Origin of the sequence: Bradyrhizobium sp. SK17, assembly GCF_002831585.1 — a bacterium.
GTDB lineage: Bacteria > Pseudomonadota > Alphaproteobacteria > Rhizobiales > Xanthobacteraceae > Bradyrhizobium.
Map to the genome: position 1 here is coordinate 6,622,255 of NZ_CP025113.1, position 20,256 is coordinate 6,642,510.

The 20,256-nt window shown below is 65.3% G+C and carries 17 protein-coding genes and 1 riboswitch; of the genes, 7 read left to right on the forward strand and 10 right to left on the reverse strand.

Annotated elements, in window-relative coordinates; translation table 11 throughout:
• Window positions 1-25 precede the first annotated feature (25 nt).
• Window positions 26-1,153 carry an acyl-CoA dehydrogenase family protein gene (locus CWS35_RS30700; RefSeq protein WP_024582634.1) on the reverse strand — a complete coding sequence of 376 codons (1,128 nt, stop codon included), beginning with the start codon at window positions 1,151-1,153 and terminating at the stop codon, window positions 26-28.
• A 36-nt stretch (window positions 1,154-1,189) separates the two neighbouring features.
• Window positions 1,190-1,732: an OsmC family protein gene (locus CWS35_RS30705; protein WP_024582635.1), complete on the reverse strand. Its 543-nt coding sequence runs from the start codon at window positions 1,730-1,732 to the stop codon at window positions 1,190-1,192.
• A gap of 254 nt (window positions 1,733-1,986) precedes the next feature.
• Between CWS35_RS30705 and CWS35_RS30710 the strand changes: the two genes are divergently transcribed.
• Window positions 1,987-2,640, forward strand: a complete 654-nt coding sequence (locus CWS35_RS30710; RefSeq protein ID WP_100955227.1) for a TetR/AcrR family transcriptional regulator — start codon at window positions 1,987-1,989, stop codon at window positions 2,638-2,640.
• On the opposite strand, the gene CWS35_RS30715 is transcribed toward CWS35_RS30710, so the two are convergent.
• Complete coding sequence (locus CWS35_RS30715; protein WP_024582637.1) at window positions 2,637-3,671, reverse strand: DUF21 domain-containing protein; 1,035 nt, start codon at window positions 3,669-3,671, stop codon at window positions 2,637-2,639. The two genes, CWS35_RS30710 and CWS35_RS30715, sit on opposite strands and share 4 nt — an antisense overlap.
• A 90-nt stretch (window positions 3,672-3,761) precedes the next feature.
• The gene (locus CWS35_RS30720) at window positions 3,762-4,580 is read right to left on the reverse strand and encodes an aminoglycoside N(3)-acetyltransferase (RefSeq protein WP_100955228.1); all 819 of its coding nucleotides are present in this window, start codon (window positions 4,578-4,580) and stop codon (window positions 3,762-3,764) included.
• Between the two features lie 254 nt (window positions 4,581-4,834).
• On the opposite strand from CWS35_RS30720, the gene CWS35_RS30725 reads away from it, so the two are divergent.
• On the forward strand, window positions 4,835-6,052 hold the full coding sequence (locus tag CWS35_RS30725; RefSeq protein WP_100955229.1) for a GGDEF domain-containing protein: 1,218 nt from the start codon (window positions 4,835-4,837) through the stop codon (window positions 6,050-6,052).
• 30 nt (window positions 6,053-6,082) lie between these two features.
• Here CWS35_RS30725 and CWS35_RS30730 read toward each other — a convergent pair whose 3' ends face one another.
• Together CWS35_RS30730 and CWS35_RS30735 are read right to left on the reverse strand one after the other, a co-directional pair.
• Window positions 6,083-6,811, reverse strand: coding sequence for an SDR family oxidoreductase (locus CWS35_RS30730; protein ID WP_024582640.1), 729 nt, complete (start codon window positions 6,809-6,811; stop codon window positions 6,083-6,085).
• A 94-nt stretch (window positions 6,812-6,905) separates the two neighbouring features.
• Window positions 6,906-7,796: a LysR family transcriptional regulator gene (locus CWS35_RS30735; RefSeq protein ID WP_024582641.1), complete on the reverse strand. Its 891-nt coding sequence runs from the start codon at window positions 7,794-7,796 to the stop codon at window positions 6,906-6,908.
• An 86-nt stretch (window positions 7,797-7,882) separates the two neighbouring features.
• On the opposite strand from CWS35_RS30735, the gene CWS35_RS30740 reads away from it, so the two are divergent.
• On the forward strand, window positions 7,883-8,344 hold the full coding sequence (locus CWS35_RS30740; protein WP_168226405.1) for a PACE efflux transporter: 462 nt from the start codon (window positions 7,883-7,885) through the stop codon (window positions 8,342-8,344).
• A 214-nt stretch (window positions 8,345-8,558) separates the two neighbouring features.
• Complete coding sequence (locus tag CWS35_RS30745; protein ID WP_100955231.1) at window positions 8,559-9,785, forward strand: ABC transporter substrate-binding protein; 1,227 nt, start codon at window positions 8,559-8,561, stop codon at window positions 9,783-9,785.
• Between the two features lie 23 nt (window positions 9,786-9,808).
• On the opposite strand, the gene CWS35_RS30750 is transcribed toward CWS35_RS30745, so the two are convergent.
• The 3 genes from CWS35_RS30750 to CWS35_RS30765 all read right to left on the reverse strand — a co-directional run bounded on the left by CWS35_RS30750 (window position 9,809) and on the right by CWS35_RS30765 (window position 13,270).
• Complete coding sequence (locus tag CWS35_RS30750) at window positions 9,809-10,249, reverse strand: DMT family transporter (RefSeq protein WP_100955232.1); 441 nt, start codon at window positions 10,247-10,249, stop codon at window positions 9,809-9,811.
• Between the two features lie 85 nt (window positions 10,250-10,334).
• Window positions 10,335-11,045 carry an AraC family transcriptional regulator gene (locus CWS35_RS30755; protein WP_100955233.1) on the reverse strand — a complete coding sequence of 237 codons (711 nt, stop codon included), beginning with the start codon at window positions 11,043-11,045 and terminating at the stop codon, window positions 10,335-10,337.
• A 1,025-nt stretch (window positions 11,046-12,070) separates the two neighbouring features.
• Entirely contained in the window at window positions 12,071-13,270 is a 1,200-nt protein-coding gene (locus tag CWS35_RS30765; RefSeq protein ID WP_100955234.1) for a TrmJ/YjtD family RNA methyltransferase, read from the reverse strand.
• Between the two features lie 304 nt (window positions 13,271-13,574).
• Here CWS35_RS30765 and CWS35_RS30770 point away from each other — a divergent pair, with 304 nt between their 5' ends.
• The 3 genes from CWS35_RS30770 (at window position 13,575) to CWS35_RS30780 (ending at window position 17,180) form a co-directional block, all read left to right on the forward strand.
• The gene (locus CWS35_RS30770) at window positions 13,575-15,302 is read left to right on the forward strand and encodes a S9 family peptidase (RefSeq protein ID WP_245438743.1); all 1,728 of its coding nucleotides are present in this window, start codon (window positions 13,575-13,577) and stop codon (window positions 15,300-15,302) included.
• A 126-nt stretch (window positions 15,303-15,428) separates the two neighbouring features.
• On the forward strand, window positions 15,429-16,643 hold the full coding sequence (locus CWS35_RS30775; RefSeq protein ID WP_024580887.1) for an NADP-dependent isocitrate dehydrogenase: 1,215 nt from the start codon (window positions 15,429-15,431) through the stop codon (window positions 16,641-16,643).
• Window positions 16,644-16,679: 36 nt separating this feature from the next.
• Window positions 16,680-17,180, forward strand: coding sequence for a DUF3455 domain-containing protein (locus CWS35_RS30780; protein ID WP_168226406.1), 501 nt, complete (start codon window positions 16,680-16,682; stop codon window positions 17,178-17,180).
• A gap of 12 nt (window positions 17,181-17,192) precedes the next feature.
• On the opposite strand, the gene alaS is transcribed toward CWS35_RS30780, so the two are convergent.
• Entirely contained in the window at window positions 17,193-19,865 is a 2,673-nt protein-coding gene (gene alaS / locus CWS35_RS30785; protein WP_024580889.1) for an alanine--tRNA ligase, read from the reverse strand.
• 201 nt (window positions 19,866-20,066) lie between these two features.
• A riboswitch (glycine riboswitch) is annotated at window positions 20,067-20,157 on the forward strand.
• The last annotated feature ends 99 nt before the right edge of the window (window positions 20,158-20,256 follow it).

Here is a 20,256-nt window from a genome sequence, read left to right on the forward strand (position 1 = left end):
GGTCCGCGCTTTTCCGGATCATGCTTCAGCCGTCCGCCAGCATCTTGCGCAGTTGCTTGGTGGCGGGCGTGACGATGGCGACGAAATAGGCTTCGCGCAGCCGGCGCTGGGCGCGGTGGCTCATCAGGTAGCCGCGCGCTCCGCAATGAAGCATCGCGGCATTCGCGACCGCGACGCTGGCGTCCCCGATGCGCAGGCGGAGCGCGACGACGCGGCGCCAGTAGCTGTCGTCTTCATTGTAGGGATCGCGCGCCAGCATCATCGTCTCCTTCTCGAACTCGGCGTAGAGTTCGCGGAATTGCAGCGGCTGCTGCGGCAGATAGCGGTTGACGTGGCCGAGCGGCGCGTGGACCTCGTCCATGATGTTGATGCAGTCCTTCATCAGTCCGAGGCCCATGCCGGCCTGTAGCAGGATGAAGCCGGCGCGGATCTTCTTGACGAAGGCTGCGGCGGGGTCGGCCAGAACCAGTTCGTCCGGCACGAAGGCGTCGCGGAACTGGACGCCGTAGGTGCCGGTGCCGTCCATCGCGAGGAACGGTTTGCACGGCGTCAGCGTGATCGCGGGATCCGAGCAGTCCGCGAGAAACATTACGGTGCCGCCGGGCTTGCTCTGACCGTCCTCGTCCTCGCGCTCGAAGATGGTGCCAAAGTAATGGTCGGGGCCGAGATTCGACACCCAGGGCAGCGCGCCGCGCACGATGTAGCCGCCATCGACCTTGCGTCCCTTGAGCTTCAGCCGTTCGATGCCGAAGAAGCTCTTCATCGGGTTGGACAGCCCGGTGCCGCCGAGCACCCGCCCGCTGGAGAAGCCATCGCCGAACCGCGCGGCGAGCTTCATGTTGGTGGAGTTCGCGGCGTACCAGACCAGCGTGTTCTGGCACCAAGCCATGAAGGCGGTGGCGCCGCAGACCTCGCCGATCGCGGCCATCGCCTGAATCGCGCAGCGCAAATCGGCCGGCCCTTCCTGCGGCACATGGCTGCTCCAGGCGCCCACGCCGCCGACGCGACGCAGGAATTCGGCCGGGTAGACGGAGCCGGCATCGATTGCAGATGCAAGCGGTGCCAGCTCGTGACGGGCGAGGCGCGCAACCTCGTCCGCAATGGTCGGTGCGGGATCTTGAGCTGCGACCCGCGATAAAGCCAGTGAACCCATGGATGGTCTCCGCACCTTGAATTGCCGGTCGCGCGCCTAAGCGCTGACCTCGAGATTGACGGGCCGGGTGAAGGTGTTGGCGACCGGCGACCACTTCTTCACATGCGCCACCAGCGCATCGATCTCGTGCTGCGGCACGCCCTCGCATTCCATGTCGACCTTGACGCGGACGTCGGTGAAGCCGACCGGCTTCTCGCTGACGTCGCCGGTGCCCCACACCGCGGTGATGTTGAGGTCGCCCTCGAGCTCGAGCTCGAGCTTGTTGACGGTCCAGCCGCGATGCACGGCGTTGGCATGCAGGCCGACCGCGAGACAGGAGCCGAGCGCGGCGAGCGAGGCTTCCGACGGATTGGGCGCGGTGTCGTCGCCGAGCAACCCGGGCGGCTCGTCGACGATGTAGGGCGCGAGGTTGCGGATGTAGTTGGCGTGGCGGAACTTGCCCTCGGCCACCGTCTTGCACTTCAAGGTCTTGATCACCTTCGGGTTGGCCTTGCCGTTGGCAATCAGCTGCTCGAGCCCGCCTTTGTCGATCGGCGCGAGGCAGCCGGTCAGAGCGGTTTTCTGGGCGACAGCGGTCATCAGTTTTCTCCCTGGGAGCGATGGAAATGGTCAGGATACCGAACGGTCTGTTTCCTGCACGAAGCGTGCCAGATCCAGCCCAGATCAAAAGGCGAAATCCCGCAGGCGCTTAGGCGACGCTGCCCGCTGATTGATCAGGGGGTTGGTGCTCAATCGCCAAGCAAATGCCGCGGGCTGGCGATTATTTTCAGCGCATGGACCGCGCAATAAGATGCGACTTGATGATTTCGCCGCGCTCCGATTTACTGCCGCGCATGGCCAAATCGCTTGCGAAGAAAAAACCTGCCGCGGCTTTCGCCGCCAGCGACGACGAATCCGCGCGCGGGCGCCTGCTCAACGCGGCGACCCGGCTGTTCTGCAAGAACGGCATCAACGCCACCGGCATCGATGCGATCATCGACGAGGCGGGAACCGCCAAGACCACGCTCTATAAATTGTTCGGCTCGAAGACCAACCTCGTGCATGCCGTGCTGGAGAGCGAAGGCCGGCAGTGGCGCGAATGGTTCATCGGCGCGATCGAGGCCGGCGGCGGCGATCCGCAGACCAAACTGTCGCGGATCTTCCCTGCCTTGAAGATTTGGTTCGCCGAGGAGCGCTTCTACGGCTGCCCGTTCATCAACGCGGTCGCCGAGCACGACAAGGACGCCAAACAGTTCCGCAACATCGCGCTGAAGCACAAGAAGGTGGTGCTGGCGCATATCGAGAAGCTCGCCGCCGAGATGGGCGCCACCGAGCCCGCCGTGCTGGCGCATCAGCTCGCGCTGCTGATCGACGGCGCCATCGTTGCCGCCATGGTGTCATGCGATCCCGCTGTCGCCGACACCGCGGGGCTTGCCGCGGGCAATTTGTTCGCGCCGGCGAAGGTGAAGAAGGCGAAGCGCGCGGCCGAGCAGCTCGTCGCGGTCTAGGCCGCCGACCGCTTCTCCACGGTCGCGATGCCGCGCAGCAGGCGCCCGAGCAGGTCGGAGCCGGTGATGATGCGCTTCTGCCCGCTCCACACCAGGATCAAATCGTGCTCGATGACGTCATCGCCGGGCGTTTCCGGCACCACCTTCATCAGCCCGATGACGTCGCCGAGCCGCGCCTTGCTGTCGCGCACGATGATCGGCCGGTGCCAATAGGCGGTCGGATCGCTCTCGAGCTGGTTGAACAGCGCATCGCGCAGGAAGTGATGGGCATCGAGCACGAACACCGGCTCGCCGGAGAGATCGGTCACGATCACCCACTTCATCCCCGACGCATCGATCCGGCGCAGGAACGGATCGTCTGGGACGCGGTCGAATCTCGGCAGCACGCAGCGCTGATTGGCGAGCGGCAGGCTCAGGATGCTGGCGGGATCGATCACTTCGCCCTCGTCGCAGACCGAGATATCGTCGAGGTCGAGGAAGTTCTGGGCACCGACCGCCTCCACCTTGCTGATGTCGCCACCGTCGACGACGTGGCGGGCGATCATCTGCCGGATGTCCTGCTCGCGCAGATAGGTGATGCCTTCCGAGCCGAGCCACCAGTCGAGCACCATCGCGGTCGGCTTCGCCAATGGAAACAGCACCACGCGATAGAAGTTCAGGAACGGCAGAAACCGCGCGGTCATCGCCAGCGCGTTGCGCGAGAAGTAGGCCTGCGGGAAGATCTCGCCGAGCAAGGTGATGGCGAAGGCCGAAAACAGGAACGCGCCGACGCCGGCGAGCACCGAATCCGACAGCAGCGTCAGCAGCACGTTGGTGGTGACATTGCCCCAGATGATCGTCGCCAGGATCTGGTTCGAGCTCCGGCGAAGCTCGAGCACGCGCGCGGCATTGGCGTTGCCGCTGTCCGCCTCGATCTGAAGCCGCAGCAGGCTGAGGCTGAAAACCGCGAGATTGAGGCCGGCGAACAATGCCGATTGCAGGATGCAGGCGGCGATCCCGATCCAGGTCGCGATGATCTCAAGAGTGGCCACGGATGCCCCTGCTCGCTGTTGCGGCGTTTCGTCGCCATCACAGTCGACCGAGGTGACAGCCGAATGACCGCGCCGTGATCTCTCTGGCCATCATCCGAACGGCGCGCCCTGCTCCACCATGAGACCAGCGGCGGCATCGACGATGTCAGGCATCGACATCAAATGGCAGGTCGCCGATCCGACGCGCCCAGCGCGGACCAGCCCTTGCCGGAGCAGTGCCTGGCCGATCTCCGGAAAGTCATCGGGGTAACCGGCCGCGACCTCGAAGCGAACCCAGCGCCGCTGCCCGTCGACCGTCATGGCAGAGCCTTCCGCGATCCTCGGCAGTGCCGGCCAGGCCTTCAGCTCCGACAAATGCAGCGCCGTGCAGGCGTCGAAGCCGGCTCCGAGCAGCAGAATGCGCGCGGCCGATCGGTGGAGAACTCCCAGCGGTCCGTCGTCACCGAACGGCTCGCCGAGCGACTGCCGCGCCGTGATCCGCTCCGCATCGGGACCGAGAGCCGCGAAGGAGCAGGTTGGATGCAGGCTGCGCCGCGCACCCGGCCAGCTCCGGAACAATTCGGCGACGGCGCCCATGTCGCGGGTCGGCGTGGTGCGCGGATCGAACGGCGGCTGGCTTGCCCGGATGATCTCGACCCAGTTTTGCGGAACGGCCGGCGCCCGCCAGTTCGCGGGATCGCTGAGCTGCGAGGACTGCGCGGGCATCACCAGCGTGCCGGTGTCGGTGACCGCGTCGAGCAAGGCGCGCACCACCGCCTCCGCGCCGCCCGCGACCCAGCCGAGCGCACTCATCGCGCAATGCACCAGCAGCGTATCGCCCGGCATCACGCCGAGCAGCCGCAGGTCACCGGCGAGGCTGTGCTGGGTGCGCGGCTCGGCGGTCGCGGTGACGATGGCATGCTCGGTCATCTTGATTGTTCCCGCGATTGTCACAGACACCGGATTTGCGCGATCAGCCGTCGTCGCGACATCGGCATCGGACCATACTGCATCCCGCCGGCACGGCTACGGCATTGACGCCGCGCAGCGATGCGAGGGCGCGCCAATTTGGCGCATCCGCGCGGTTTACTTCTCGTCAAGCACGCCGTGTGATCAGCGTCGTCCTTAAAGACCTGTTAGCCCCGCTGGGGTCAGTTGCCACGTGAAAATACGGGGCAAGAACAATGCAGTCCGAAGCAGGACAATACAGCCAGCCGCGCTGGGGCGTGACGCGCTGGCTTGCCGATGCCGGGCCGGGCGTGCCCGACGACATCCGCCAGGCGCTGATCGCGGATCTCTACGGTTCGCTGCCGGTGTTCGCCGCCGGCGCAGTCAACACGGTCGCGGTCGCGGCTGTGATCGCGACCCACGAGCCGACTGCGCCGTTCATCACCTGGCTTGCGCTCGAAATCGTGATCTGCCTGTCGCGCCTGACGGTGCTCGTCATTGCGCATCGCGCGGCGCGCGAACGGCGGCCGACGCCGACCGACCTGCACCTCGTGCTCGCGGTCGCGTGGAGCGCAAGCGTCGGCTTCGGTATCCTGATCAGCCTCGCCAGCGGCGACTGGGTGGTCGCGATGCTGGCCTCGCTGTCGGCGGCGGCCATGGTCGGCGGCATCTGCTTCCGCAATTTCAGCGCCCCTCGCCTCGCCGGCACCATGATCCTGCTCAGCCTCGGCCCGATCGTCCCGGGCGCAGCCCTCGCCGGCGAGCCGCTGCTGTTCATCGTCTTCATGCAGGTGCCGCTGTATCTCACGGCGATGACGGTCGCGGCCTTCCGCCTCAACAAGATGCTGGTCGCCACCATGCGCGCCGAGCGTGAGAACGGCCATCTCGCCCATCACGACACGCTGACCGGCCTGCGCAATCGCGCCGGCTTCGTCGCCGCACTGAACGCCAGGCTGACGGCATCCGGCGGCGTGGCGAAGCCGTTCGCGTTGTTGTTCTTCGATCTCGACAATTTCAAGCCGGTCAACGACACCTATGGCCACGCCGCCGGCGACCAGGTGCTGATGCTGACCGCGGAGCGGCTGCGGCGCGCGCTGCCCGAGACCGCGGTGATCGCGCGGCTCGGTGGCGACGAATTCGTCGTGCTGGTCAACGGCGTCACGGCGGATCAGGCGCTCACGGTCGGTCAGCGCATCATCCAGACCGTTACCATGCCCTATCAGCTCGCTGTCGGTATCTCGGCCCAGGTCGGCGTCAGCGTCGGCATCGCAGTGTCGCCGGAGCACGGCACCGAGGCCGAGCAGCTGCTGGCAGCCGCCGACGCCGCGCTGTACGAAGCGAAATCCGAGGGCAAGGCGCGCTGTCGGATGGCCACCGTCGCGACCAACGTCGCCGCGTTGCGCCGCCTCACGCAGCGCAGCCCGGCACCCGCCGCCGATCGCGGCGCCGCCTGACCACCACTTCGCATTTTTCCGGATCATGCCCTACAGATCGAAATTCGTCGGCAGCATCACGACGTCGCGGATGGTCATGCCGCGCGGCCGGGTCAGCATGAACAGCACGACCTCGGCGACTTCGCTGGCTTCCAGCAGGCTGCCCGATGCCTTGGCTTCCGCGAGCTTCTCCGCCGGCCAGTCGGCGAGCAGCGCGCTGATCACCGGCCCAGGCGAGATCGCGCCGACGCGGATGCCGTGCTTGAACACCTGGCGCCGCACCGTCTGCACGAAGCAGTTGATCGCCCATTTCGACGACGCATAGACCGGCTCCCACGGCGTCGGGAAATGCGCGGCGAGCGAGCTGGTGACGATGATGTCGCCGGTCCCCCGCGCGATCATGTGCGGCAGCACGTCGTGGACGTTCTTCATCACGACGTTGACGTTGAGGTTCAGCATCCGGTCGATCGCGCCGGTATCGGCATCGACGAGGTCGCCGCCGACATAGATGCCGGCATTGGCGTGCAGGATGTCGAGCTGGCCGGCTTTCGCGAGCACCTGCGGCAGCAGCGTTGCGCAGGCGGTGGGATCGAGCAGGTCGATGACCAGCGGGATCACGGCCTCGCCATGCCTATTGGCGAGCGCCTCGAGCGCTGCGGCGTCGCGATCGACCATCACCACCCGCGCGCCGGCCGCCAGCATCACCTCCGCGCTCGCCAATCCGATGCCCGACGCCGCGCCGGTCACCGCCGCGACCTTGCCTTGCAATTGCTTCGCCATCGTCTCCACCCTGTCAGTCCGTCCGGCAGACATCGCAACACATCACGGTCGCGCTGTCAGCTGCCATGCGATGCGCGACGGCGCGCGCGTCCCGTTACAGCCGGAGCATCGCCGGCCGCGTGGCAAAACGGCGGCGCAACCATTTCGCCGCCGGCCCGGCCGGCCGCTGCTTGTGCCAGACCACTTCGAGCGCGACCGGATGCGCCCCCTCGTCGAATTCCAGTTCGGGGATTGCGAGCTCCTCGGCGATCGGCGAGCTCGCCATGATGTGCGCCGGGATCAGCGCCCAGCCGACGCCCTGCTTGAGGATCTGCAGGATCACCCAATGGCTCTCGACCCACCACACCTCGGCCGCGACCCGCAGCCGATGCCGCTCGGTGCCCTCGTTGCGTACCGTCACCATGATCTGGCGATGCCGCTTCAGCTCCTCCCAATCCACCCGTCCTTGCGCCAACGGATGGGTCTTGCCGCAGACCAATTGCAGCGGCACCCAGCCGATGGTCTTGAAGCCGAGCTCGGACGGCAGGCTCTCCTGCCGCCACATCACGCCGACATCGGCCTTGCCGTCGAGCACGAGCCGGCTGACGTCCTCCATGATCGGAAACAGCAGCTCCAGTTCGACATGCGGAAAGTGCCTGGCGAATTCCGCGAACAGCTCGCCGACCGCGCTCTCCGGATAAAGCTCGTCGATTGCGACCACGAGGCGCTTCTCGACATGCGCCTCGAAGCTGCTGGCAACACCGATCAGGTGCTCGCGCCGATCGAGGATCAGCTTTGCTTCCGGCAACAGTCGCGCCCCCGCTTCGGTCAGCACCGGGTTGCGCCCGGCCCGGTCGAACAGCGCAATGCCGAGGTCGGTCTCGAGGTTCGCCACATGCGTGCTGACGGCCGATTGCGCCTTCTTCAAAAGCCTCGCCGCGCCGGAGAACGAGCCTTGTTCGGCCGCGGCCACGAAGGATTCGAGCTGGTCCATGGACACGGACATCTATCTCTTTTCCAGATACTACCTAACTTTGTAATCCCATAATATCAGATAGAAATTCGGTCACAACGACAAGAAAGGGTTTTCAAATGTCTATGCGTTCCTTCTCCGACCGGATCAGGCACGCAGTCCTGTTCGAACTGATCGGTATCGCCATCTTCACGCCGGCGGCCGCCTGGCTGTTCAATCAGCCGGTCGCCAATATGGGCGTCATCGGCGTCGTCTCGGCGACCGTGGCGACGATCTGGAACTTGCTGTTCAATCTCGGCTTCGACCACGCGCTGGTCCGTTTCACCGGCCGTGTCGCCAAGACGATGCCGATCCGCGTCGCGCACGCGATGCTGTTCGAGGCCGGCCTGATCGTGCTGCTGATCCCGTTCGTCGCCTGGTATCTGGGCGTCTCGCTGTGGGCCGCGCTGATGATGGATATCTCGATCGTCGCGTTCTATCTGGTCTACGCGTTCGTCTTCAACATCGCCTACGACCGGGTGTTTCCGCTGCCCCGGCCCGGTGCGCACGATCGCGCGGCGAGCCGGGCCCTGCCGGCCTGATCGGCTGCGGGATGCGGCGCGGCGTGGATCATCCGATCCGCCGCGCCGCGCCAGCCCGGCACCGTCCAATATTCGGAATCCTAGCGCCTCCACACAAGTTCCTTCGCACAGCGCCCATAGACTGGTTTGATCCGGTTTGAGCACTGTGGAATGCTGAGCCGACACGCCCGTCAGAGGCTGCCAAACGGCCAACAAGAAGAAGCGGAGGAACGCAATGACAAGGTCTCGTCCGATCCAGCCAACCCGCCGTCATCTCATCAAGGGCGCCGCCGCCGCGTCGGCCACGCTGCTGCTCGGCAGGCCCGCCATTGCCAAGGGCAAGACCGAGATCGTCATCGGCAACATCGATGCCTATTCGGGACCGGCCGCGGTCTATTCGTCGATCGGCCGCACGCCCGGCGGCTATTTCAAGATGATCAACGAGCAGGGCGGCATCAACGGCCGCATGATCAAGTACATCACCTATGACGACGCCTACAGCCCGGCCAAGACCGTGGAGCAGGCGCGCAAGCTGGTCGAGAGCGACGAGATCGACGTGCTGTTCTCGCCGCTCGGTGCGCCGACCAACGCGGCGATCATGAAATACATGAACCAGAAGAAGGTGCCGCACCTGTTCATCGCCTCGGGCGCCACCAAGTTCGGCGACCACAAGAATTTCCCGTACACCATGGGCTTCATGCCCTGCTACCAGATCGAGGGCCGGACGTTCGCGCAACACGTGCTCGCGACCCAGCCCGATGCCAAGATCGGCATCATCTATCAGAACGACGATTTCGGCCGCGACGTCCTCAAGGGCTTCAAGGACGGGCTCGGCGCCAAGACATCGTCGATCGTGGCGGAGCTGTCCTACGAGACGTCGGATCCGACCATCGACAGCCAGGTGGTGCGCTGCAAATCCGCTGGCGCCAACGTGTTCATGAGCATGACCACGCCGAAATTCGCAGCGCAGGGCATCAAGAAGGTCGCCGAGCTGAACTGGCAGCCGACGCATTACATCGGCAACAACGCCTCCTCCGCCGGCTCGACGCTGAAGGCCGCCGGCTTCGACATCTCCAAGGGCATCATCTCGAGCGCCTATATGAAGGACCCGGTCGATGCGGCCTGGGACAGCGACCCCGCCGTGGTGAAATGGCGGGCCTTCCTCGACAAATACGATCCGGCAGCCGCCAAGAACGATATCTATGCGGCGATCGCCTATGTGGTCAGCCAGGTCATGGTTCAGGTGCTCAGGCAGTGCGGTGATGACGTCTCGTCCGAGAGCATCATCAGGCAGGCAGCGAACCTCAGGGATGTCGAATCCGATCTGCTGCTGTCGGGTATCAAGGTCAACACCTCGCCGACCGACTACTACCCGCTCGAACAACTGCAACTGGTGCGCTTCAACGGCGAGCGCTACGAGATCCTCGGGCCGGTGATCGACGGCGGCATATCGAAAGCCTGATCGCGCCCGCGCTGGTCGCTGCGCTATGCGCGGACCAGCGCGGCGCCGGCGATCAGGCATGCGGCACCGAGCAACCGCAGCAGCGTCGCAGGGTGCTGCGGTGTGCCAAGCACGCCGAAATGGTCGAAGGCCAGCGAGCAGAGCAACTGGCCGACGACCACCAGGGTCACGACAGTAGCAACGCCGAGACGCGGGATCATGAACACGCTGGTGGCGATAAATGCCGCGCCGAACAAGCCGCCGGTCCACGCGATCAAGGGCGCGCGGGCCGCGGATGCCGAGCTGAACAATGGCTCACGCAAGATCACGAGCACGGCCGCCAGCGCAATCGTTCCGCCGAGATAGCTGACAAAGGCGGACCACCAGGCCGACTGCAAACTCCTTCCGAGATTCGCGTTCAAGAGCTGCTGGAAGCCGACGCTACAGCCGGCGGCAAGGACCAGGAGCGGGGCAAGGATATTCATGGCGCGCGGAGACGAATTGGAGCCGATGTCATGACGTCACGCTAGACGCGCGGCCCGCCTCCTGTCTGGAACGAAATCGACCGTGCTACGTCCGCACGAAGGCCGACCGGTAGGCGGCCGGCGTGGCGCCATAGGCCCTGCGGAACAGCCGGCCGAAATGGCTCTGATCTGCGAAACCAGCCGCATAGGCGACATCGGCGACGGCGCTGCCCTGCTTGAGTTCGGCGCGAGCACTCGCCAGCCGCTGCGCGACGCGATAGGCGGCGGGAGTCATGCCGAACCGCCGCCTGAATGCCCTGATGAAGCCGTCGGTCGAGTAGCCGAGTTGCTTGGCCAACGCGCCGACAGCGAGCTCCTGGTCCAGGACCTGCTGCGGCAAGACGAGCGCCGCAGCGCTCCGCCCACCGCGGTCCCCGCCCCTGCGCGCCGATCCGACGGCGTCGATGATCTCACTCGGCGACTGCGCGCGCATGCCGCGGATGATCTGCGGGACCACCACGCCATGCGCGGCCGGATGGTCGGCTGGCACGTAGAGATGCGTCACGACCGCCGCCACGTCGCCGTGGGAGGCATGCGGCAGGCCAGCCGGGATGATCACGATGTCACCGGCAGAGCCACAAAATTCGCCAAGCGGCGTCCGGTACACACGCGATCCGTGACTGACGGCCGCGACCTGGACTTCGGAGTGAAAATGCGCCGCCTGGGAGATCGGCCTGATGGTTTCGAGCCGCCCGATTTCGATGCAGGCTGCGCGCTGATACGGACGATAGTTCCACAATGCGCTCATCGTCAGCATCAGCGATTTTCAAATCGACCGAGAATAGTCAGGACCGCAGTTCTGATACCACGTGATGGCTTCCGACGGCTGGCGACCGCACACAAATACCACTCGACAAAGCGCGCATGATCCTCCCGGTTCTCCGGGAGGATCGTGCGGAAACAAGGAGCTCAATCGTGATGACGATTCAACCTAGCTCACGTGCCTTAGCGGCGTCCCGGCTTGAGTTCGGCGACTTGCTGCTTCTCTCCGGTCAACTTCCCCGCAACCTGGAGGCTGCTGCAATGCCACCGGGCTTCTCTTGGTATCCAGCCGATGAAGATCTTGGTGCTCACGCACTCGGCGTAAGTCCTGTAGGTCAGCGTGTCTCTGCACGTCGCCGAGAAAGCGCCGACTGAGCTTTCTCCGCCCGAGTTGCTACATCCAACCCAAGGGGTGTCGCCGTGCCTGACGCTTGTTTCGCAACCACCGTTGCAACTGCTGCTGGCTCTCTCAAGCTTGGCAAGCCTTCCCAGAACCGTATCTGGGGCAGCCGATGGCGTTCGAGCGGTCGACGATTGGGCGGTTGACGCTCCCCGGCGAGATGCAGCTCCGCTCCCCGCCTGTCTCGGCCCGTGCGTCGCTGCCACGTGCCTGGTCCCTTCAACCGTAATGCTGGGAAGCGACGCAGCGGACCCCGCTGTGGTTTGCGACGCTGCCGGGCTGCTTGGGCTACACAGCAACACGGTTGACAGAATAGCGACGGCTGACGGCGCGGCGAATTTTGACGAAAGGCTCATGATGTGACCTCCCAAATCCGGACGATTGATGTCGTCCTGGCAGGTGCAAAATACCATATGTTCGACCCTTAGCTACCAAGGGTTGAGTAATTTTCCGTATCTCGCCATCCGGACGGCGAACCGAGAATGCTGCCCGCCCGCAGCAACGCTGTCGCCGCGATCCCATACGTCACGAAATGCGGTGGTTACGGGTCCTGGCTTTCGCCAGGACGACGTTGGAACGAGGTCGCGACGCGATCAGGCAATCAGCACAACGACCGAGGCTCACCGCCCTTGCCGAAGACTTCCCTCCAGCCGCGCCAACTCGCCATCGAGGTCGCGCTCGACGTCGGCGACCTGCATGTCGACCACGCGGTAGTCGCGTGCCTCGAGCCAGGCGCGGCGATTGGCCCGGTCGGCGACGATGGCATCGCTCTCGTCCGGATTGACCAGTTCGATCGCGATCCGGTGCGCGAAACAGACGAAATCGGGGATGTGGCGGCCGACCGGGGTCTGGCGCTTGAACTGGCCGGCGAAGCGGCGATCCCGCGTCAGCGCCTGCCACAGGATCCGCTCCGCGTCGGTCGGGTTGCGGCGGAGCAGCCGGGCGAGGCCGCGCACCGTGCTGGAATTGTCGGCGACGGCACCGCCCTGGCCCTGCTCGGCAAGCAGCGCCCGCAGCCGGGTGGCCTGGGCGCCGTCGAGCACCCCGCCCTTGGCCGGGCCCTTGCGCCCCTCGGCGATCGCCATCACCACCCCGTGCAGCGTGTGCATGTCCTGCTTGGTCGGATCCATCCGGGTGAAGATGTTGCGCAGGTTCACCAGCATGGTGTCGCGCTTCTCGGCCGGGCGCAGGAACTCGACCTTGTCGAGCTCGGCGACCAGGTTGTCGAAGAACGCCTGCATCTGGTGCTGGGAGGCGGGCTCGGATCGTTCCGGCATCGCGAACGGCAACGCGCCCGCGGTCGAGAGCTTGAACCATTCATAGCCCATCAACAGCACCGCCTGCGCCAAGTTGAGCGAAGCGAAGCCCGGATTGACCGGATAGGTGATGATGCGGTTGGCGAGCGCGACCTCCTCATTGGTCAGGCCGGAACGCTCCCGTCCGAATAGGATGCCAGCCCCGCCGCCCGATGCGACATGGCGGACGATCTCGGCTGCCGCGCCTTCTGGCCCGACCACCGGCTTGGCCTGGTCATGAGCGCGGGCGGTGGTCGCGAACACCAGCGTGAGGTCGGCGATCGCCTGCTCGACGGTGTCGAACAGTTCGACGGAACCGATGATGTGGTCGGCCCCGGCCGCCGCACGTTGCGCGGCGACATTCGGCCAGCCGTCGCGCGGATTGACGATGCGCATCCGCGTCAGCGCGAAATTGCCCATCGCGCGCGCGGCCATGCCAATGTTCTCGCCAAGCTGCGGCTCGACCAAAATGACGACGGGACCGGCAAGGTCGTGCCCTGCCTTGGTCTTGTCGGTGCCGGACATCTCACTTCACTTTCTGATTCAACGTCTGAAGATTTTGAATCAGCTTCCGAAGCGGCTGATTCAAAATCTATACAGGTCCCTCGAACCAGCTTTGCACCGGTTTTGTGCGGGACCATTTTCCCCAAGCAGATAACAGGGTTAGCGGCGTTTGCGAATCCGCAATCGGAATCCCGGGCGCACAGTGCGAAGGCCGCCGCTTGCGCGCGCTTGGCCTTCGGATAGGCTATCAACCACAACCAAAGCGAAGCTGTAAAGGCACGCTTGAGACGCCGGTTGAACGGCGAGGCACCTTGGGGGGACGACAATGCGGGGCAGATGGACGCTGGCAATTCTGGGCGCGGTCTTGATCGTGGCGGGCGGCCTGCTCGCCCATTTCACACAGACCGCGGGCGGCATCCGGATCGAGGATGTCAGGTTCAAGGGCGCCAAGGGCAACACCATGAGCGCCCTGCTCTACATCCCGCCGAATGCCACGGCGCAGATCCCGGCGCCGGGCATCCTGGCCGTCCACGGCTACATCAATTCGCGCGAGACCCAGGACGGCTTCGCCATCGAGTTCGCCCGCCGCGGCTATGTGGTGCTGGCACTGGACCAGACCGGCCATGGCTACAGCGATCCGCCCTCCTTCGCCAACGGGTTTGGCGGCCCCGACGGGCTCGCCTATCTCCGCAGCCTCCAGTTCGTCGACAAGGACAATATCGGGCTCGAGGGCCATTCGATGGGCGGCTGGACCGTGCTGGCCGCGGCGGCCGCGATGCCCAACGACTACAAGTCGATGGTGCTGGAGGGCTCGTCCACCGGCAAGCCGTTCGCTGCCGAGGGCACCACCTCATGGCCGCGCAACACCGCGCTGGTGTTCGCCCAGTATGAGGAATTCCCCGACCTGATGTGGGGCGTTCAGCTCGCCCGCGACGTCACCACGAGCCCAAAGCTCTGGGCGCTGTTCGGCACCCAGGCCGCGGTCGAGCCCGGCAAGGTCTATGGCGATCCGGCGGCTGGCACGGCGCGGGTGCTCTACACCCCCGCGATGACCCATCCGGCCGAACACATCTCGCATGAGGCGATCGGCTACAGCCTCGACTGGTTCGCCAAGACCCTGAAGGGCGGCACCCCGCGTCCGGTCGACGACCAGATCTGGTTCCGCAAGGAGATCGGCACGCTGATCGCCCTGATCGGTTTCGTTGCCCTCGTCATCGGGACCTTCGACGGGCTGCTGGAAGCGCCGATGTTCTCCCGCCTGCGGCTGCCGGCGGTTGCCGACGGCACCATGCCGCCACATGAGGCCGCCAAAGGCCGGCGCTGGACCACGGCGTTGATCCTGTCCGCCTTCATCCCGGCGCTGACCTATTATCCGGCCTTCGCGCTCGGCGGCACGCTCGTAACCCCGAGCGCATTCCTGCCACAGGGCATCACCAACCAGATCCTGGTCTGGGCCGTCATCAACCTGCTGATCACGCTGGCCCTGATGCGGTTCGCGCCGAAGCGCGCCAGCCGGGCCGGCCTGGTCGGTCAATCCGTCGTGATCGCGGTGGCCTCGGTTGCAGTGGGTTACGCCGCGCTCTGGCTGGCCGACCTCGCCTTCAAGATCGACTTCAGGTTCTGGATCGTCGCACTCAAATTGATGAGCGCGAAGCAATTCCTCATCTTCCTGATCTATCTGATTCCGTTCACGGCGTTTTTCGTCGTGGCGCTGCACGTGCTGCACCGGAATTTCTCGACCATGGGCGCGCCGCGCGCGGGGCTCTATCTGACCAACATCCTGGCGCTGACGCTCGGGTTCATCGTGCTGCTGGTGCTGCAATACGGCACGCTTTGGCTGACCGGAAAGCTGTTCAACCCGGTGCCGGACCCCGGATTCGTGCCGCTCTCGACCATCGTGGCGATCCAGTTCGTGCCGCTGCTGGCGATCGTCGCCGTGATCGCGACCTTCACCTGGCGGCGCACGGGATCGAGCCTGCCGGGGGCCCTGATCGCGGGCCTGTTCGTGACCTGGTACGTCGTCGCTGGGACCGCCACGCAGGTCCCGTTTTAGCTGAAAAGATGGGCTTAAAGTGCATACCCCCTCCGCTTCCGCCCGCCCCCGGGCGGTGCTATAGCGCAGGCGTATTCCACCATCCCGCCGTCAAAAGCGCGCTGTTCCCAAGGGGGCCTCTCCGTCATGGCAAAAATCAAGGTATCCAATCCCGTCGTCGAGCTCGATGGCGACGAGATGACCCGGATCATCTGGCAGTACATCAAGGACAAGCTGATCAACCCGTTCCTGGATGTCGAACTGCTCTACTTCGATCTGGGCATGGAATACCGCGATGAGACCAACGACCAGGTCACCATCGACGCCGCCGAAGCCATCAAGAAGGTCGGCGTCGGCGTCAAATGCGCCACCATCACCCCCGACGAGGCCCGGGTGAAGGAGTTCGGCCTGAAGCAGATGTGGAAGTCGCCGAACGGCACCATCCGCAACATCCTCGGCGGCGTGATCTTCCGCGAGCCGATCATCTGCAAGAACGTGCCGCGCCTGGTTCCCGGCTGGACCAAGCCGATCATCATCGGCCGCCACGCCTATGGCGACCAGTACCGCGCCACCGACATCAAGTTCCCGGGCAAGGGCACGCTGTCGCTGAAGTTCGTCGGCGAGGACGGCACCGTGATCGAGCGCGAAGTGTTCAAGGCGCCCGGCGCCGGCGTCGCGATGGAGATGTACAATCTCGACGACTCCATCATCGATTTCGCCCGCGCTTCGCTGAACTACGGCCTGCTGCGCAACTACCCGGTCTATCTCTCGACCAAGAACACCATCCTCAAGGTCTATGACGGCCGCTTCAAGGACATCTTCCAGGACGTCTACGACCGCGAATTCAAGAAGGAATTCGAGGCCAAGGGCCTGACCTACGAGCACCGCCTGATCGACGACATGGTCGCCTCGGCGTTGAAATGGTCCGGCGGCTATGTCTGGGCGTGCAAGAACTACGACGGCGACGTGCAGTCCGACACTGTGGCCCAGGGCTACGGCTCGCTCGGCCTGATGACCTCGGTGCTGCTCACCCCGGACGGCAAGACGGTGGAAGCCGAAGCCGCGCACGGCACGGTGACCCGGCACTACCGCGAGCACCAGAAGGGCAAGGAGACCTCGACCAACTCGATCGCGTCGATCTTCGCCTGGACCCGTGGTCTCGCCCACCGCGCCAAGCTCGACAACAATCCGGAACTCGCCAAATTCGCGACCACGCTGGAGAAGGTCTGCGTCTCGACCGTCGAAGAGGGCTACATGACCAAGGACCTCGCGCTCCTGGTCGGCGCCGACCAGCGCTGGCTCTCGACCACCGGATTCCTCGACAAGGTATCCGACAACCTCGTGAAGGCGATGGCCGGCTAAGCCCGCCGTTTCCGGACGATCTCGACGAGCGTGACCATGGCCCTACTCAAAGCCGTGACGATCGCCTCGTTGCTCGCAACGGGATCGGCGGCCTGGGCCGTCGATACCCTGCCCGACGCCGTGGCGGCGCCGGGCGAGACCGCAGTGCTGTCAGTCCACGCCGAAGGCCTGCAAGTCTATGAGTGCAAGCCGGTCACCGACGGCAAGCTCGCCTGGTCGTTTCGCGAACCGATCGCGACCCTGATCGCCGACGGCCGAACCATCGGACGGCACTATGCCGGACCGAACTGGGAGCATGTCGACGGCAGCGCCATCACCGGACGCACCACCGGCACAGCGCCGGGTGTGGCGCCCTCCGACATTCCCTGGCTGAAGCTTGCGGTGATCTCCCGTCGCGGCGAAGGCGTGCTCACCGGCATCTCGACCGTGCAGCGGATCAACACCGCGGGCGGCGAGCTCAGCGGCGCCTGCGACAAAGCGGGCGCGCTGAGGAGCGCGCCCTACTCGGCCGATTACATCTTCCTTCGCAAGGACTGAGGTCAGCGCCGATCAGGCGCCAGCCATCGCTTGCTCGATCGCCGACAGCGCGGCATCGGCCTTGGCGCCGTCGGGGCCGCCGGCCTGCGCCATGTCGGGCCGGCCGCCGCCGCCCTTGCCGCCGAGCACCTCGGAGCCCTTGCGCACCAGTTCGACCGCATTGAAGCGCGAGGTCAGGTCCGCTGTGACGCCCACCACGATGCCGGCCTTGCCGTCTTCGGTGACGCCGACGATCGCGACCACGCCGGAGCCGATCTGCTTCTTGCCGTCATCGACCAGGCTCTTCAGATCCTTGGTCTCGACGCCCTCGACCGCGCGCGCGAGCAGCTTGACATTACCGACCTCGCGAACGCCGGAGGCGGCGCCGTTCGATGCACCGCCGCCGCCCATCGCGAGCTTCTTGCGGGCATCCGAGAGGTCGCGCTCGAGCTTCTTGCGTTCCTCCATCAGCGCGGCGATGCGCGCCGGCACGTCCTCCACCGTGGTGCGCAGCTCCTGCGCCGCGGTCTTGGCCAGCACCATCGTATCATTGGCGTGCTTGCGCGCGTGGCGCCCGGTCAGCGCCTCGATGCGGCGGACGCCGGACGCCACCGCGCTCTCGCTGGTCACCGAGATCAGGCCGATGTCGCCGGTGCGGCGGACATGGGTGCCGCCGCACAGTTCGACCGACCAGCCAAGTGCATTCTGGCCGTGCTCGCGGGCGCTCTTGCCCATCGAGACGACGCGGACCTCGTCGCCATATTTTTCGCCGAACAGCGCGCGCGCCCCGGCCTCGCGGGCGTCGTCGACACCCATGATGCGGGTGGTGACCTCGTCATTCTCCAGCACGACGTCGTTGGCGATGTCCTCGACCCGGGCGAGCTCTTCCGCCGTGATCGGCTTCGGATGCACGAAATCGAACCGCAGGCGATCGGGCGCGACCAGCGAGCCGCGCTGTGCGATGTGATCGCCGAGCACCTGGCGCAGCGCCTCGTGCAGCAGATGCGTCGCCGAGTGATTGGCGCGGATCGACGAACGCCTGGCGTGATCGACCTCGAGTTGCAGAGCGGTGCCGACGTTCAGCGTGCCCTGCTCCACGGTACCGACATGCACGAACAGATCGCCGGCCTTCTTCTGCATGTCGGTGACGCGGAATTTGACACCCTCGCCCGTCAGCACGCCGATATCGCCGACCTGGCCACCCGACTCGGCGTAGAACGGGGTCTGGTTCAGCACGATCGCGCCGCTCTCGCCGGCCTTGAGGCCATCGACCTCGGCGCCGTCCTTGACCAGCGCCGTCACCACGCCTTCCGCGCTCTCGGTCTCGTAGCCGAGGAATTCGGTCGCGCCGAGCTTCTCGCGCAACGGGAACCAGATCGCCTCGGTCGCCGCCTCACCGGAGCCTGCCCAGGAGGCGCGCGCCTTCTCGCGCTGGCGGTTCATCGCGTCGGTGAATGATGCCTGGTCGACGCTGATGCCGCGCGACTTCAGCGCGTCCTGCGTCAGGTCGAGCGGGAAGCCGTAGGTGTCGTACAGCGTGAACGCGGTGTCGCCGTCGAACATATCGCCCTTCTTGAGGCCGGCGCTCTTCTCATCCAGAATCGAAAGACCGCGCACCAGCGTCTTGCGGAAGCGCGTCTCCTCCAGTTGCAGCGTTTCCTCGATCAGCTTCTCCGCGCGCACCAGGTCGGGATAGGCCTGGCCCATCTCGCGGACCAGCGCCCAGACCAGGCGATGCATCAGCGGCTCGCTTGCGCCGAGCAACTGCGCATGGCGCATCGCGCGGCGCATGATCCGGCGCAGCACATAGCCGCGGCCCTCGTTCGACGGCAGCACGCCGTCAGCGATCAGAAACGCCGACGAGCGCAGATGGTCGGCGATCACCCGGTACGACGCCACGTTCTGCTCGTTCGGCCCATGGCCGAGGGCCGACGCGGTCGCGTCGATCAAATGGCGGAACAGATCGGTCTCGAACACACTCTCGACGCCCTGCAGGATGCAGGCCATGCGCTCCAGCCCCATGCCGGTGTCGATCGAGGGACGCGGCAGCGCCACGCGCTCCTCCTTCGTCACCTGCTCGTACTGCATGAACACCAGGTTCCAGAATTCGAGGAAGCGATCGCCGTCCTCCTCCGGGCTGCCCGGAGGTCCGCCCCAGATGTGCTCACCGCGGTCGATGAAAATCTCGGAGCACGGACCGCACGGGCCGGTGTCGCCCATCGCCCAGAAATTGTCCGAGGTCGCGATGCGGATGATGCGGTCGTCCGAGAAGCCCGCGATCTTCTTCCAGTAGCCGGCCGCCTCGTCGTCGGTGTGGTAGACGGTGACGAGCAGCTTGTCTTTCTTGAGCCCGAAATCCTTGGTGATCAGATTCCAGGCGAGCTCGATCGCGCGCTCCTTGAAGTAATCGCCGAACGAGAAGTTGCCGAGCATCTCGAAGAAGGTGAGATGGCGCGCGGTGTAGCCGACATTGTCGAGATCGTTGTGCTTGCCGCCGGCACGTACGCATTTCTGCGACGTCGTGGCGCGCTGATAGCCGCGCTTCTCGACGCCGGTGAAGACGTTCTTGAACTGCACCATGCCGGCATTGGTGAACATCAGGGTCGGGTCGTTGCGCGGAACCAGCGGCGACGACGCCACGATCTCGTGGCCGTTCTCCTTGAAGAAGTTCAGAAATGTCGACCTGATGTCGTTGACGCTGCTCATGTTCATCCAATCGGAAAAAGGGGCCGGCCAGCCGCAAAGAGGCGTCATTTTCCGGCCGAACGCTTTTAGACATTGCCAGCTGCGGTGTCCAGAAACTGTGCAGGCGGATCATGGGCTTGCCGCGACAGCACAAAGCCCATTGGATAGTTGTTGCAGCTGCGTTGACAGTCTTGGTAGCGCCGTGTTTTCTACCTACCTCTAACCCGTCACGTCGGGAGAGACCGGCCTTACCGCCGGCGCCGAAGGAGCAACCGCCCCGGAAACTCTCAGGCAAAAGGACCGCGTGACGTCTGACATCTGGAAAGAGGCGCTGGGGTTCTCCCCGATGCGTCCGCCGACGGGATAATACTCTCAGGCACAGCGACAGATGGGGCTTTCTGCTGGTTTCTCA

Coding starts and splice junctions, on each gene's coding strand:
- CWS35_RS30700 (WP_024582634.1), bottom strand. CDS start 1,153: ATGGGTTCACTGGCTTTATCGCGGGTCGCAGCTCAAGATCCCGCACCG.
- CWS35_RS30705 (WP_024582635.1), bottom strand. CDS start 1,732: ATGACCGCTGTCGCCCAGAAAACCGCTCTGACCGGCTGCCTCGCGCCG.
- CWS35_RS30710 (WP_100955227.1), top strand. CDS start 1,987: ATGGCCAAATCGCTTGCGAAGAAAAAACCTGCCGCGGCTTTCGCCGCC.
- CWS35_RS30720 (WP_100955228.1), bottom strand. CDS start 4,580: ATGACCGAGCATGCCATCGTCACCGCGACCGCCGAGCCGCGCACCCAG.
- CWS35_RS30725 (WP_100955229.1), top strand. CDS start 4,835: ATGCAGTCCGAAGCAGGACAATACAGCCAGCCGCGCTGGGGCGTGACG.
- CWS35_RS30730 (WP_024582640.1), bottom strand. CDS start 6,811: ATGGCGAAGCAATTGCAAGGCAAGGTCGCGGCGGTGACCGGCGCGGCG.
- CWS35_RS30735 (WP_024582641.1), bottom strand. CDS start 7,796: ATGTCCGTGTCCATGGACCAGCTCGAATCCTTCGTGGCCGCGGCCGAA.
- CWS35_RS30740 (WP_168226405.1), top strand. CDS start 7,883: ATGTCTATGCGTTCCTTCTCCGACCGGATCAGGCACGCAGTCCTGTTC.
- CWS35_RS30745 (WP_100955231.1), top strand. CDS start 8,559: ATGACAAGGTCTCGTCCGATCCAGCCAACCCGCCGTCATCTCATCAAG.
- CWS35_RS30750 (WP_100955232.1), bottom strand. CDS start 10,249: ATGAATATCCTTGCCCCGCTCCTGGTCCTTGCCGCCGGCTGTAGCGTC.
- CWS35_RS30755 (WP_100955233.1), bottom strand. CDS start 11,045: ATGCTGACGATGAGCGCATTGTGGAACTATCGTCCGTATCAGCGCGCA.
- CWS35_RS30765 (WP_100955234.1), bottom strand. CDS start 13,270: ATGTCCGGCACCGACAAGACCAAGGCAGGGCACGACCTTGCCGGTCCC.
- CWS35_RS30770 (WP_245438743.1), top strand. CDS start 13,575: ATGCGGGGCAGATGGACGCTGGCAATTCTGGGCGCGGTCTTGATCGTG.
- CWS35_RS30775 (WP_024580887.1), top strand. CDS start 15,429: ATGGCAAAAATCAAGGTATCCAATCCCGTCGTCGAGCTCGATGGCGAC.
- CWS35_RS30780 (WP_168226406.1), top strand. CDS start 16,680: ATGGCCCTACTCAAAGCCGTGACGATCGCCTCGTTGCTCGCAACGGGA.
- alaS (WP_024580889.1), bottom strand. CDS start 19,865: ATGAGCAGCGTCAACGACATCAGGTCGACATTTCTGAACTTCTTCAAG.